The organism is Streptomyces sudanensis (genome assembly GCF_023614315.1).
Lineage (GTDB): Bacteria > Actinomycetota > Actinomycetes > Streptomycetales > Streptomycetaceae > Streptomyces > Streptomyces sudanensis.
The window spans coordinates 2,994,268-3,006,957 of sequence record NZ_CP095474.1; the positions used below are offsets into that span (position 1 = coordinate 2,994,268).

Below are 12,690 nucleotides of genomic sequence, written 5' to 3' on the forward strand. Positions count from 1 at the left end.
TCNNNCCGCCNCCCCGCGCCGNCGACNGCCCCCCGCGCGCGGTGGCGGTCCCGGTCGTCCTCCTGGCCCTGGTCTGCTACGCCGTCGGCATCTGGGCGCTCACCCGGGCCTGAGCTACCGGNCCCCCGCNNCCCGCGGCGGCCCGTACCCCGGCGGCACGTNCCGGCGGGAGGGCGGGGCCGCCCGCCGGGACCGCTCCCGAAGCCGCCGCGTCCGGGCGGCGCCGGGCCAGCGCGGTCCACAGGCCGAGGCCGAGCAGCAGCACCGTCCCGGTGCCGATGCCGGCCGCCGCGACGAGTTCCATCGCGCCGGCGTCCCCCGCCCGCGCGCCGGCCTCCCCGTCGGCCGCCGCCCGCCGGTCGTCCTCGGTGACCGAGAAGATCCCGGCCGGACCGGCGTACGGCGGCGGCGTCCCGGCCTTCCCCTCGACGTTGACGCGCAGGGTCAGCCCGTACGGCTTGTCCCCGAACTCCTCCCCCACCTTCGGGTTGAGGCTGACGCGCAGGTAGTACCAGCCCGCGAAGCGGAGGGCGCCGGTCTCGCCGTCGGAGCCGAAGCGGTTCTCGTACGCCACCGGCGGCAGCGGGTCGAAGGCCACCGACTTCTGCCTGCCGTCGTACGACAGGGAGTCCTCCCCGGCGACGAGGCCCAGCGCCGGGTTGTACAGCGACACGGGCAGCGCGCCGCCCACGAAACCGCCACCGGTCGAACTGCCCAGGTCGGCGCTGACGAACAACTGCTGGCCCCAGTCGACGGGGATGCGGTAGAAGCGGCTCTCACCGGGGCGGATGCGGTCGGTCCACTCGCCCTCGGCGAGGCCGGGCGCGTCGGAGAAGCCGGCGCCGCCGGCCCGTTCGCGCGGCCCGCCCGCAGGGGGTTCGGGCGAGGCGCTGGGCCAGTTCCCGGGGGGCGCGGTCGGGCCCGCCTTCTTCAGCCCCGGCTCCAGGACGTGCCGCAGTTCCAGTCCCCAGGGCTCCCCCGACGACGACTCCCCGCCCTCGCGCTCGACGACGACGTAGTACGAGCCGGCCTCCCGGCACAGCGACCGGTCCGGAACGGGCGTGCGGTCGGCGTAGGCGGCGATCGGCCGGGGGAACTCGGCCGCACCGAAGCGCGCGGTGCCGCTTCCGCAGTCGGAGCCGTCCCGGTTCTGGAGGGAGATCTCCAGTCCGTCCTGGAAGGAGGTCCGGGCGCCCGGCGGCGGCACGGCGACGGCGGAGACGTACGCGTGGGCGGTCGCCTCCAGGTCGACGCGGTAGATCAGCCTGCCGTCCCGGGGGAGGGTGTCCCGGTGGACCGCGCCGGCGGTCAGACGGGGGGCGTCGCTCGTGGTGGAGGCGCCCCGCACCGCCAGGGCGTCCTCGGCGAAGGCGTACGGGGGCGGCCCACCGGCCGCCGGGGCCGCCGGAGCCGGCGCCCCGGAGGCGAGGACCGCCGCCCCGGCCACCGCGGCCGCCACGCCGGCCCGCGATGCCCTTCCGCCACGGGTTCTCCTCGCGCGCGCTGTCGCCGCAGGGCGTCCCGCGCCGGTCCCCTCCGCCGTCCCGGTGGCCGTGCCGCAGCTCCGTCCTCGCCCGTCCACGCGCTTCTCCTCGTCGTCTCCCTGCCCGCACCATCCTGCCCGGCGGCCGGCCTCCCCGTCCCGCCGGTCCGGGGCTCCGCGGGGTACGGCCCGGTGCGCCGGCGGGGTGCGGGCCGAAAGACGATCGTGCCTCCCGCCGGGACGGTCCGGGGAGCCGCCCGGACGAACTCGGGGGCGGGGCCGACGCGGTGCCGCCACGGAAAGGGCCCCGGTCGCTTTCCGGCGACCGGGGCCCTCATGCATGTGGCGCGCTCACGAACCCGCGGGCACGGAGTCGGTGGCCTCCGTCCACAGGTCCTGCTCGGCGCGATCCGCCTGGATCTGGCGGTACACGAGGAGCCCGCCGATGGCGGCCAGTGCGACCAGGAGAAGCTTCTTCACCGCGCGACCTCGTCTTTCGTTGACGTAGGAGTCCTTATGCCGATCGACTATACACACCGATCGATACCAATCGGTGACCTAGTTCCGCCCCGCAGAACGGCACCGCTTCCGGGCCCGTTCGAACGACCGCACCAACCGGGAAAGGGCGAAGGCCCCGGTCTTCCGACCAGGGCCTTCGATTCTGTGGGGCTAACAGGATTTGAACCTGTGGCCTCATCCTTATCAGGGATGCGCTCTAACCAACTGAGCTATAGCCCCTCCGCGCTGCGCGCTGACCTCTGAAGATTAGCGCACAGGGCGGCTCCAGCCAAAATCGCTACTCGTCCTCGGCGAGGGTCAGCTCCACGCCGCCGACGAAACCGGCCGACAGGTTGTAGACGAAGGCGCCCAGCGTGGCCAGCGCCGTGGCCAGCACGACGTCGATCACCGCGATCACCGACGTGAAGAGCAGGACGCGCGGCAGCGACAGGAACGCCTGGAGGTCGAATCCGTTGCTCTCCGTGGAGCCGGTCGCGTCGCTGATCGTCGCTCCGACCGTCGAGAAGACGCCCATCGCGTCCATGACCATCCACAGCACGGCCGCCGCGACGACCGTGCAGATGCCCAGGGCGATGGAGAGCAGGAAGCTGACCTTCATCACCGACCACGGGTCGGCCTTGGCCACCCGGAGCCGTGCCTTGCGTGTCCGCGGCGTCGTCCTGGCGCCCGTGCGGGGCCGGCCGATCGAGCCCCCGGGAACGCCTCCGCGGGCGTCCTGGGCCGCGTACGCCTGCGGCGGACGGTACGGCTGGGCCGTCTGCTGGGCGGGCGGCCGCTCACCGGGCAGCGGACCGTCGCCGTACGTCTCGTGCGGGGCCTTCGACCCCCGCGGGTCGCCCACCGCGACCCTCGGGGAGTCCGTGGCAGGGCCACGGGCACCGTTCTTTCCTGAAGCGGCCGAGCCGGCCGAACCGGCGCCCGTGGCTCCGCTCACGCTTTACTCCTCGTGCTCCCCGGCCGGGGACTCCGTGTCCCCGGCTGCCTCGACCGCGGCGCCGGTGCCGGCGGCGTCCTCGGTCCCTTCCGCTTCCGGGCCCGCGTCCCGCGCCCCGTCGGTCTGCTCGACCTCCTCGGCTTCGGCACCGGCCTCGGCGTTCCGTGCGATGCCCACGACGGCATCGCGCTTGCTCAGGTTGATCAGCTGGACGCCCATGGTGTCACGGCCGGTCTCCCTGACTTCGCTGACGCGCGTGCGGATCACCCCACCGGACAGCGTGATGGCGAGGATCTCGTCACCCTCCTCGACCACCAGCGCGCCGACGAGCGAACCGCGGTCCTCCACGATCTTCGCAGCCTTGATGCCCAGTCCGCCACGGCCCTGGACGCGGTACTCGTCGACGGGCGTCCGCTTGGCGTAGCCGCCGTCCGTGGCCGTGAAGACGAACGTACCGGGACGGACGACGTTCATCGACAGGAGCTCGTCGCCCTCGCGGAAGCTCATGCCCTTCACGCCGGACGTGGCCCGGCCCATCGGGCGCAGTGCCTCGTCCGTCGCGGTGAAGCGGATGGACTGGGCCTTCCTGCTGATGAGCAGCAGGTCGTCCTCGGCGGAGACCAGCTCCGCGCCGATCAGCTCGTCGGCGAGGCCTTCGGCGCCGTTGTCCCGCTCGCGCAGGTTGATGGCGATGACGCCGCCCGAGCGCGGGGAGTCGTAGTCCTTGAGCGGGGTCTTCTTCACCAGGCCCGCCTTGGTCGCGAGGACCAGGTAGGGCGCCGCCTCGTAGTCGCGGATCGCGAGGATCTCGGCGATCCGCTCGTCCGGCTGGAAGGCCAGCAGGTTGGCGACGTGCTGGCCGCGGGCGTCCCGGCCGGCGTCGGGCAGCTCGTACGCCTTGGCGCGGTAGACGCGGCCCTTGTTGGTGAAGAACAGCAGCCAGTGGTGCGTGGTGGAGACGAAGAAGTGGTCGACGATGTCGTCCTCCTTCAGCTTCGCGCCCCGTACGCCCTTGCCGCCGCGCCGCTGCGACCGGTAGTCGTCGGTCTTCGTCCGCTTCACGTAGCCGCCGCGCGTGATGGTGACGACGATGTCCTCCTCGGCGATCAGGTCCTCCATGGACATGTCGCCGTCGAACGGCACGAGCTGCGTGCGGCGGTCGTCGCCGAACCTCTCCACCAGCTGCGCCAGTTCCTCGCTGACGATCTGCCGCTGGCGGGACTGGGAGGCGAGGATGGCGTTGTAGTCGTCGATCTTCGCCTGGAGCTCGTCGTGCTCCGCGACGATCTTCTGGCGCTCCAGGGCCGCCAGGCGGCGCAGCTGCATCTCCAGGATGGCGTTGGCCTGGATCTCGTCGATCTCCAGCAGCCCCATCAGGCCCCCGCGGGCGACCTCGACGGTGTCGCTGCGCCGGATCAGGGCGATGACCTCGTCGATCGCGTCGAGCGCCTTGAGCAGACCGCGCAGGATGTGCGCCCGCTCCTCGGCCTTGCGGAGGCGGAAGCGCGTGCGGCGGACGATGACCTCGATCTGGTGCGTCACCCAGTGGCGGATGAACGCGTCCAGCGACAGGGTGCGCGGCACGCCGTCGACCAGCGCGAGCATGTTCGCGCCGAAGTTCGTCTGGAGGTCGGTGTGCTTGTAGAGGTTGTTGAGGACGACCTTGGCGACCGCGTCGCGCTTGAGGACGATGACCAGGCGCTGGCCCGTGCGGGAGCTGGTCTCGTCGCGGACGTCCGCGATGCCGCCGATCCTGCCGTCCTTCACCAGGTCGGCGATCTTCTGCGCGAGGTTGTCCGGGTTCACCTGGTACGGGAGCTCCGTGACCACCAGGCACTGCCGGTTCTGGATCTCCTCGACCTCGACGACCGCGCGCATCGTGATGGAGCCGCGGCCCGTGCGGTACGCCTCCTCGATGCCCTTGCGGCCGACGACGAGGGCGCCGGTCGGGAAGTCGGGGCCCTTGATGCGCTCGATCAGCGCGTCGAGGAGCTCCTCGTGGGTGGCCTCGGGGTGCTCCAGCGCCCACTGGGCGCCGGCCGCAACCTCGCGCAGGTTGTGCGGCGGGATGTTGGTCGCCATGCCGACCGCGATGCCGGCGGAGCCGTTGACCAGCAGGTTCGGGAAGCGGGACGGGAGGACCGTCGGCTCCTGGTTGCGGCCGTCGTAGTTGTCCTGGAAGGCGACGGTCTCCTCGTCGATGTCCCGGAGCATCTCCATGGACAGCGGCGCCATCTTGCACTCGGTGTAGCGCATGGCGGCGGCCGGGTCGTTGCCCGGGGAGCCGAAGTTGCCGTTGGAGTCCACCAGCGGCATGCGCATCGACCACGGCTGGGCCAGGCGGACCAGGGCGTCGTAGATGGAGGTGTCGCCGTGCGGGTGGTACGTGCCCATGACGTCGCCGACGACGCGGGCGCACTTGTAGAAGCCCTTCTCGGGCCGGTAGCCGCCGTCGTACATGGCGTACAGGACGCGCCGGTGGACGGGCTTGAGGCCGTCCCGCACGTCGGGCAGCGCGCGCGACACGATGACGGACATCGCGTAGTCCAGGTACGAGCGCTGCATCTCGGTCTCGAGCCCGACGGGCTCGACGCGCAGGCCCACACCGGGGACGGCGGGCTCCTCTTCGGGCGTCACGGCGGCGGGGGTGTTCTCGTCGGCCATTGCTGGTCTTCAGTCCTTTCGTGCGGTCAGCTGAGACCGACTCAGATGTCGAGGAAGCGGACGTCCTTGGCGTTGCGCTGGATGAACGAGCGCCGTGCCTCCACGTCCTCGCCCATCAGCACCGAGAACAGGTCGTCGGCCTGGGCCGCGTCGTCCAGCGTGACCTGGCCGAGCACCCGGTGGTCCTGGTCCATGGTGGTGACGCGCAGCTCCTCGGCGTTCATCTCGCCCAGGCCCTTGAAGCGCTGGATGGAGTCCTCGCGGATGCGCTTGCCGTTCTGCTTGCCGAGCTCCACCAGCGCGTCGCGCTCGCGGTCCGAGTAGGCGTACTCGAAGTCGTCCCGGCCCCACTTGATCTTGTACAGCGGGGGGCGGGAGAGGTAGACGTGGCCGGCCTCGACGAGCGGGCGCATGAAGCGGAAGAGGAAGGTCAGCAGCAGCGTGTTGATGTGCTGGCCGTCGACGTCGGCGTCCGCCATCAGGATGATCTTGTGGTAACGGAGCTTCTCGATGTCGAAGTCCTCGTGGACGCCGGTGCCGAAGGCGGAGATCAGCGCCTGGACCTCGGTGTTCTGCAGGATCTTGTCGATCCGGGCCTTCTCGACGTTCAGGATCTTGCCGCGGATCGGCAGGATGGCCTGGTACATCGGGTTGCGGCCGGACTTGGCGGAGCCGCCGGCGGAGTCGCCCTCGACGATGAAGATCTCGCACTTGGTCGGGTCGTTCGACTGGCAGTCGGACAGCTTGCCCGGCAGGGACGCCGACTCCAGCAGGCCCTTGCGGCGCGTCAGGTCGCGCGCCTTGCGGGCGGCGACGCGGGCGGTGGCGGCCTGGATGGCCTTGCGGACGATGTCCGCCGCCTCGTTCGGGTTCCGGTCGAACCAGTCCGACAGGTGCTCGTGGACGACCTTCTGCACGAAGGTCTTCGCCTCCGTGTTGCCCAGCTTGGTCTTCGTCTGGCCCTCGAACTGCGGCTCGCCCAGCTTGACCGAGATGATCGCGGTCAGGCCCTCGCGGATGTCCTCGCCGGTGAGGTTGTCGTCCTTCTCCCGCAGCAGCTTCTTGTCGCGCGCGTAGCGGTTGACGAGGCCGGTGAGCGCCGCGCGGAAGCCCTCCTCGTGCGTGCCGCCCTCGTGGGTGTGGATCGTGTTCGCGAACGAGTACACGCCCTCCGTGTACTGCGAGTTCCACTGCATCGCGATCTCGACCGAGAGCGTCCGCTCCCGGTCCTCCGCCTCGACCGCGATGACCGTGGGGTGGATCAGCTCGCCCTTGCGGGAGTTGAGGTACGTGACGAAGTCGACGATGCCGCCCTCGTAGTAGTACGTCACCGTCCGCGCCGGCTGCTCCTCCACCGCCTCGGCGGAGGCGTCGGCGTCGTCGGCGTTCATCGTCGCCCTGGCCGACTCGCGCTCGTCGGTGAGCCTGATCGTCAGGCCCTTGTTGAGGAACGCCATCTCCTGGAAGCGGCGGGAGAGGGTCTCGAAGGAGTAGTCGGTGGTCTCGAAGATCTCCGGGTCGGCCCAGAAGGTGACCGACGTCCCGGTCTCCTCGGTGGCCTCGTGCTTGGCGAGGGGCGCGGTGGGGACGCCCAGCTTGTAGTCCTGCGTCCAGCGGTAACCGTCGGTCTTCACCTCGACGGAGACCCGCGTCGACAGCGCGTTGACGACGGAGACGCCCACGCCGTGCAGGCCGCCGGAGACCGCGTAGCCGCCGCCGCCGAACTTGCCGCCCGCGTGCAGCACCGTCAGCACGACCTCGACGGCGGGCTTGCCCTCGGAGGGGACGATGCCCACCGGGATGCCGCGGCCGTTGTCGACGACGCGGACGCCGCCGTCCTCCAGGATGGTGACGTCGATGGTGTCCGCATGGCCGGCCAAGGCCTCGTCGACGGAGTTGTCGACGACCTCCTGGACCATGTGGTGGAGTCCACGCTCACCGGTCGAGCCGATGTACATGCCGGGCCGCTTGCGGACCGCGTCCAGACCCTCGAGGACGGTGATCGCGCTGGCGTCGTACGCGGGGGAGCCCGACGCCGGGACCGCGCTGCCCTCGCCGGCAGGAGTGGACGTAATGCTCTCGTTGGGGTTGCCGGAATCGGCCACGAAGCGCCCTTTCTGGCACAGCGCGAGCCACCCTCCGGGAGGCCCCGGAGTGGCTGCGTCGTTCGACATGTTCCGCAGTGGGCGGGATTACCTACCAGTCTACCGGTAGCTCTGACACTCATGGGGGTTTGCCGGTGCCTGGCTCCGCATGTGCCGCTCTGAACCGGCGCCCGACGACTCCCCATATCTGGGGTGGGGCTCCAGAAGGCTCACACAGGCACTCAGCGCTTCGGCTTGTCAACCACCCGCAACCGCCGCGACCACCTCCGGAACCGCTCCTTCCACCGCCGTCGAGCACCGCGCCGTGCTCCTCGCGCGGCAGGTCGCGGTCCCGCTCGCCGCGCCGGGACGAGCGCGCGGGCCACGGCGGCCGCCCGGCCCGCCCCGGCTCCGGCCGGCGCGCTCCCACCGGGCCCGGTCCGGGCGGGGTCGTCAGCCGTAGGTGTCGCCGGGGCCGGTGCTGCCGGGCGCCCGCAGCGGGCCGTAGCCGCGGCGCGGGCCGCCGGGCCCGAGCACGCGGATGTGGCGCACCGTCCCGTGCCCGAGGTCCTCGTTGAGCCGGGCCACCAGCCGGGGGGCGAGCAGCCGCAGCTGCGTCGCCCACGCTGTGGAGTCGCACTGGACGGTGAGGACGCGCTCGTCGGGGTCCTCGTCGTACCGCAGCGGCACGCAGTGCTTCGCCAGGTCCTCGCCCACGATCTGCGGCCACCGCCCCATCACCCCGCCGACCGCGGCGGGCGCCTCCCAGCCGCGCTCGGTGATCAACCGGTTGATCGCCGCGCCCAGCGGCAGCGGGTCGCGCCCGTCGGCGCGCGCCCCGGAACGCAGCCCGCCGCGCCGCGCCTGCTTCTTCTGCTGCACGGCGGCGCCCCGCGCCTTCGCCTGCTCCTTGGCGGCCCGCAGCGCCACACGCGCGAGATCGACGCCGGACGGTTCGGGGGCCGGGGCCCGCACCGCACCCGCCGACGGCTGCGACTGCCCGCTCATACGCGCTCCACCGCCCCTTCCGACACCGCGTACCGCGCTCCCGCCAGCACTCCGGGCACGTCGTCGTCGACCGCCGCCGTCACCAGCACCTGCTCGCCGGGCGCGACCAGCTCCGCCAGCCGTTCCCGCCGCCGCGTGTCCAGCTCGGCGAAGACGTCGTCCAGCACGAGCACGGGTTCGCCGCCCTCCGCGCGCAGCAGGTCGTACGAGGCCAGCCGCAGCGCCAGCGCGTACGACCAGGACTCGCCGTGACTGGCGTACCCCTTCGCCGGCATCCGGCCCAGCATCAGCCCGAGGTCGTCCCGGTGCGGCCCGACGAGGGTGACACCGCGCTCGATCTCCTGCCGACGCATGCCGGCGAGCGCGGCGAGCAGCCGCTGGTACAGCTCCTCCCGGCCGACCGGACCGCGGTCGTCACCGACCGCCGGACCGCGGTACTCCAGGGCGACGGGGCCGCCGCCGGGGGCCAGCCGCTCATACGCCTCGGCGGCGAGCGGCTGGAGCGCGGCGACGAGGTCGAGCCGCTGCGCGAGCAGTTCGGCCCCGGCCCGCGCGAAGTGCTGGTCCCACACGTCGAGAGTGGACAGGTCCATGGAGCGGCCGCCGTGCCGCCGGGCCATCGCGGCGGTCTTCAGGAGGGTGTTGCGCTGCCTGAGGACCCGGTCGTAGTCGGACCGCACACCGGCCATGCGCGGCGACCGGGCGGTGACCAGCTCGTCGAGGAACCGCCGCCGCTCGCCGGGGTCGCCCTTCACCAGGGCGAGGTCCTCGGGCGCGAACAGCACGGTACGTATGATCCCCAGCACGTCGCGTGGTCTGACCTGCGAGGACCTGTTGATCCGGGCGCGGTTGGCCTTTCCCGGGTTGATCTCCAGCTCGACGAGCTGCTGCCGCTCGCCCTGCCGGACGGCCGCCCGGATCACGGCCCGCTCGGCGCCGATCCGGACGAGGGGCGCGTCGGAGGACACCCGGTGGCTGCCGAGGTTCGCCAGGTAGCCGACCGCCTCGACCAGGTTCGTCTTGCCCTGCCCGTTGGCCCCCGCGAAGACGCTGACGCCCGGGTCGAGCGGGAGCTCGGCCCGGGCGTACGAACGGAAGTCGGCCAGCGACAGATGCGTGACGTGCATGGTGTGCGCCGACCTCTCCCGGCTGTGCGTGTTACTTGCTCTCGACCGCGTGCCCGCCGAACTGGTTGCGCAGGGCGGCGATCATCTTCATCTGCGGCGAGTCGTCCTGGCGCGACGCGAACCGGGCGAACAGCGAGGCGGTGATCGCGGGCAGCGGCACCGCGTTGTCGATGGCGGCCTCGACCGTCCAGCGGCCCTCGCCGGAGTCCGCGGCGTAGCCCCTCAGCTTCTCCAGGTGCTCGTCGTCGTCGAGGGCGCGGACGGCCAGGTCCAGCAGCCAGGAGCGGATGACCGTGCCCTCCTGCCAGGAGCGGAAGACCTCGCGGACGTCCGTGACGGAGTCCACGGCCTCCAGCAGCTCCCAGCCCTCGGCGAAGGCCTGCATCATCGCGTACTCGATGCCGTTGTGGACCATCTTCGCGAAGTGGCCGGCACCGACCCTGCCCGCGTGGACGGAACCGAACTCGCCCTCCGGCTTCAGCGCGTCGAAGATCGGCTGGACCTTCGCGACGTGCTCGGCGTCGCCGCCGTACATGAGCGCGTAGCCGTTCTCCAGACCCCACACGCCGCCGGAGACGCCGCAGTCGACGAAGCCGATGCCCTTGGCCGCCAGTTCCCCGGCGTGCCTCTCGTCGTCCGTCCAGCGGGAGTTGCCGCCGTCGACGACGACGTCCCCGGGGGAGAGCAGCTCGGCCAGCCGGTCGATGGTGGTCTGGGTGGCCTCGCCGGCCGGGACCATGACCCACACGACACGCGGGCCCTTCAGCCTGTCCACAAGTTCCTCGAGGCTGTGGACGTCGGCGAGGTCTGCGTTGCGGTCGTACCCGACGACGGTGTGGCCCGCGCGGCGGATGCGCTCGCGCATGTTGCCGCCCATCTTGCCGAGGCCGATGAGACCGAGCTCCATCAGATCTTCCTTACGCGTTGTGTGCGAGTTCGTACCCGCGTCCGAGACTACGCCCGGACGCGGGCGCACACCTGGGGGGTCGGCCGCTCGGTCAGCCGCTGAGCCGGACCGGCATGATGAGGTACTTGTACGCCTCGTCCGCCTCCGCGTCCACGGCCGGCTTGCCGCTCAGCAGGGCGGGCTTGGTGGACGTGGTGAAGGACAGCTGGGCGACCGGCGCGTCGATGGCGCTGAGGCCGTCGAGCAGGAACGTCGGGTTGAAGGCGATCGAGATGTCATCGCCCTCCAGCTGCGCGTCGACGCGCTCCACAGCCTGTGCGTCGTCGCTGGAGCCGGCCTCGAGGATGAGCACGCCCTGCTCGAAGCTGAGCCGCACCGGCGTGTTCCGCTCGGCGACCAGCGCCACGCGCTTCACCGCCTCCACGAAGGGGGCCGTCTCGATCGTCGCGATCGAGTTGAACTCGGTGGGGAACAGCGTCCGGTACTTCGGCAGGTCGCCTTCGAGCAGTCGGGTGGTGGTGCGGCGCCCGGCCCCCTCGAAGCCGATCAGACCCTCGCCGGCACCGGAGCCGGCCAGCGCCAGCGTCACGGTGTCCCCGCTGGTCAGCGCCTTGGCCGTGTCCAGCAGCGTCTTGGCGGGCACCAGGGCGACCGCCGAGGCGTCCGGGGACTCCGGCTTCCACAGGAACTCGCGCACCGCGAAGCGGTAGCGGTCGGTGGAGGCCAGCGTGACCCTGTCGCCCTCGATCTCGATGCGCACGCCCGTCAGGACGGGCAGCGTGTCGTCACGGCCCGCGGCGATGGCCACCTGGGCGGCGGCGGAGGCGAAGACCTCGCCGGGCACCGTGCCGGTGGCGGTCGGCATCTGCGGCAGCGCCGGGTACTCGTCCACAGGCAGTGTGTGGAGGGTGAAGCGGGACGAGCCGCAGACCACCGTCGCCCGCACACCGTCCGTGGAGATCTCCACCGGCCGGTTGGGGAGGGCGCGGCAGATGTCGGCGAGCAGCCGCCCGGACACCAGGACCGTGCCGTCCTCCTCGATCTCGGCATCGACCGAGACCCGCGCGGAGACCTCGTAGTCGAAGCTGGAGAAGCTCAGCGCACCGTCCTCGGCCTTCAGCAGAAGGCCCGCGAGCACGGGCGCGGGCGGCCGGGCCGGGAGGCTGCGGGCCACCCAGGCCACCGCCTCCGCGAGTACATCGCGCTCCACCCGGATCTTCACCGTAAGCCGCCTCCTGCTGTTGCTGGCTCGCCCTGTGCTGGCCTTCCTCGTCCGGCATCCGGTTCGTCCCCCGCCGCAGCGGTCGCTCCGGGATGCCGGGGACCAGTCTGACGTACGCCGCCGACACTCGACGCGGCCCGGGGGTCAAATCGTGTCGGGGTGCAGCCGGAGCGCCGGAGCCGAGTTGTGCACAGGCCCCGCTTCCAACCGAAATCCCCGCTAACTCTGTGTGGGAGTAGTAGTAGGGCCTGTGGAAACCGTGGATAACCCTGTTCACGCAGGTCACAGCTGAAATTTTGTCCACCGGCCCTGTGGGCGGCAGCCGTGGACAACTAAGGCTTGTTGTGGATGCAGCAAAGTTCTGCACAGCCGATGCACAGGGGACGCCGAGTTCTCCCCAGCGCGGTCCCCAGTTTTACCCACGTTCCCCACAGCCCAACCCGGCTCGCTGGTGTGACCGCTTTCACTCGTCGTGGTGACCGGGGGTGTTTCGTTGCCGAACAGTGGACCGCGGTGTGGAGAAGCTGTGGACCGCGAGGCTGCACCTGTGGGTCGCCGGTGGACAGCGGCGACCGACGCCTGTGGGCACAGGCATCATCCACAGCCTGTGGATGATGCCTGACCACAAATCCACAAGGCTGTGAGCTGGAACGATCACCTCGTCTGCTCCCAGGCTGTGGACAGGTTTCGGATAACTTCCCAGTCCCCACCCTGTGGACGAGTCAGAACCGCGAAACCTGTG

At 71.5% G+C, this 12,690-nt stretch carries 8 protein-coding genes and 1 tRNA gene; all 9 read right to left on the minus strand.

Annotation, left to right across the window (positions count from 1 at the left end):
- Nucleotides 1–1,834: 1,834 nt before the first annotated feature.
- The 9 genes from MW084_RS13920 to dnaN all read right to left on the minus strand — a co-directional run bounded on the left by MW084_RS13920 (nucleotide 1,835) and on the right by dnaN (nucleotide 11,948).
- The gene (locus MW084_RS13920) at nucleotides 1,835–1,963 is read right to left on the minus strand and encodes a DLW-39 family protein (protein WP_010467770.1); all 129 of its coding nucleotides are present in this window, start codon (nucleotides 1,961–1,963) and stop codon (nucleotides 1,835–1,837) included.
- Nucleotides 1,964–2,147: 184 nt separating this feature from the next.
- Nucleotides 2,148–2,221, minus strand: a tRNA-Ile gene (locus tag MW084_RS13925).
- A 58-nt stretch (nucleotides 2,222–2,279) separates the two neighbouring features.
- Nucleotides 2,280–2,843, minus strand: a complete 564-nt coding sequence (locus MW084_RS13930) for a DUF3566 domain-containing protein (RefSeq protein ID WP_010467771.1) — start codon at nucleotides 2,841–2,843, stop codon at nucleotides 2,280–2,282.
- Nucleotides 2,844–2,939: 96 nt separating this feature from the next.
- Nucleotides 2,940–5,600: a DNA gyrase subunit A gene (gene gyrA, locus MW084_RS13935; RefSeq protein WP_010467773.1), complete on the minus strand. Its 2,661-nt coding sequence runs from the start codon at nucleotides 5,598–5,600 to the stop codon at nucleotides 2,940–2,942.
- 41 nt (nucleotides 5,601–5,641) lie between these two features.
- Nucleotides 5,642–7,774, minus strand: a complete 2,133-nt coding sequence (gyrB, locus tag MW084_RS13940) for a DNA topoisomerase (ATP-hydrolyzing) subunit B (protein WP_078571279.1) — start codon at nucleotides 7,772–7,774, stop codon at nucleotides 5,642–5,644.
- A gap of 363 nt (nucleotides 7,775–8,137) precedes the next feature.
- On the minus strand, nucleotides 8,138–8,692 hold the full coding sequence (locus MW084_RS13945; RefSeq protein ID WP_010467777.1) for a DciA family protein: 555 nt from the start codon (nucleotides 8,690–8,692) through the stop codon (nucleotides 8,138–8,140).
- Entirely contained in the window at nucleotides 8,689–9,819 is a 1,131-nt protein-coding gene (recF, locus tag MW084_RS13950) for a DNA replication/repair protein RecF (protein ID WP_010467779.1), read from the minus strand. Before recF ends, MW084_RS13945 begins: the two co-directional genes overlap by 4 nt.
- Nucleotides 9,820–9,850: 31 nt before the next feature.
- Nucleotides 9,851–10,726 (minus strand): phosphogluconate dehydrogenase (NAD(+)-dependent, decarboxylating), encoded by an 876-nt coding sequence (gene gnd, locus MW084_RS13955; protein ID WP_010467782.1) that lies wholly within the window; start codon nucleotides 10,724–10,726, stop codon nucleotides 9,851–9,853.
- Between the two features lie 91 nt (nucleotides 10,727–10,817).
- Nucleotides 10,818–11,948, minus strand: a complete 1,131-nt coding sequence (dnaN, locus tag MW084_RS13960) for a DNA polymerase III subunit beta (protein WP_010467784.1) — start codon at nucleotides 11,946–11,948, stop codon at nucleotides 10,818–10,820.
- Nucleotides 11,949–12,690 lie beyond the last annotated feature (742 nt).

Coding starts and splice junctions, on each gene's coding strand:
- gyrA (WP_010467773.1), bottom strand. CDS start 5,600: ATGGCCGACGAGAACACCCCCGCCGCCGTGACGCCCGAAGAGGAGCCC.
- recF (WP_010467779.1), bottom strand. CDS start 9,819: ATGCACGTCACGCATCTGTCGCTGGCCGACTTCCGTTCGTACGCCCGG.
- gnd (WP_010467782.1), bottom strand. CDS start 10,726: ATGGAGCTCGGTCTCATCGGCCTCGGCAAGATGGGCGGCAACATGCGC.
- gyrB (WP_078571279.1), bottom strand. CDS start 7,774: ATGTCGAACGACGCAGCCACTCCGGGGCCTCCCGGAGGGTGGCTCGCG.
- MW084_RS13945 (WP_010467777.1), bottom strand. CDS start 8,692: ATGAGCGGGCAGTCGCAGCCGTCGGCGGGTGCGGTGCGGGCCCCGGCC.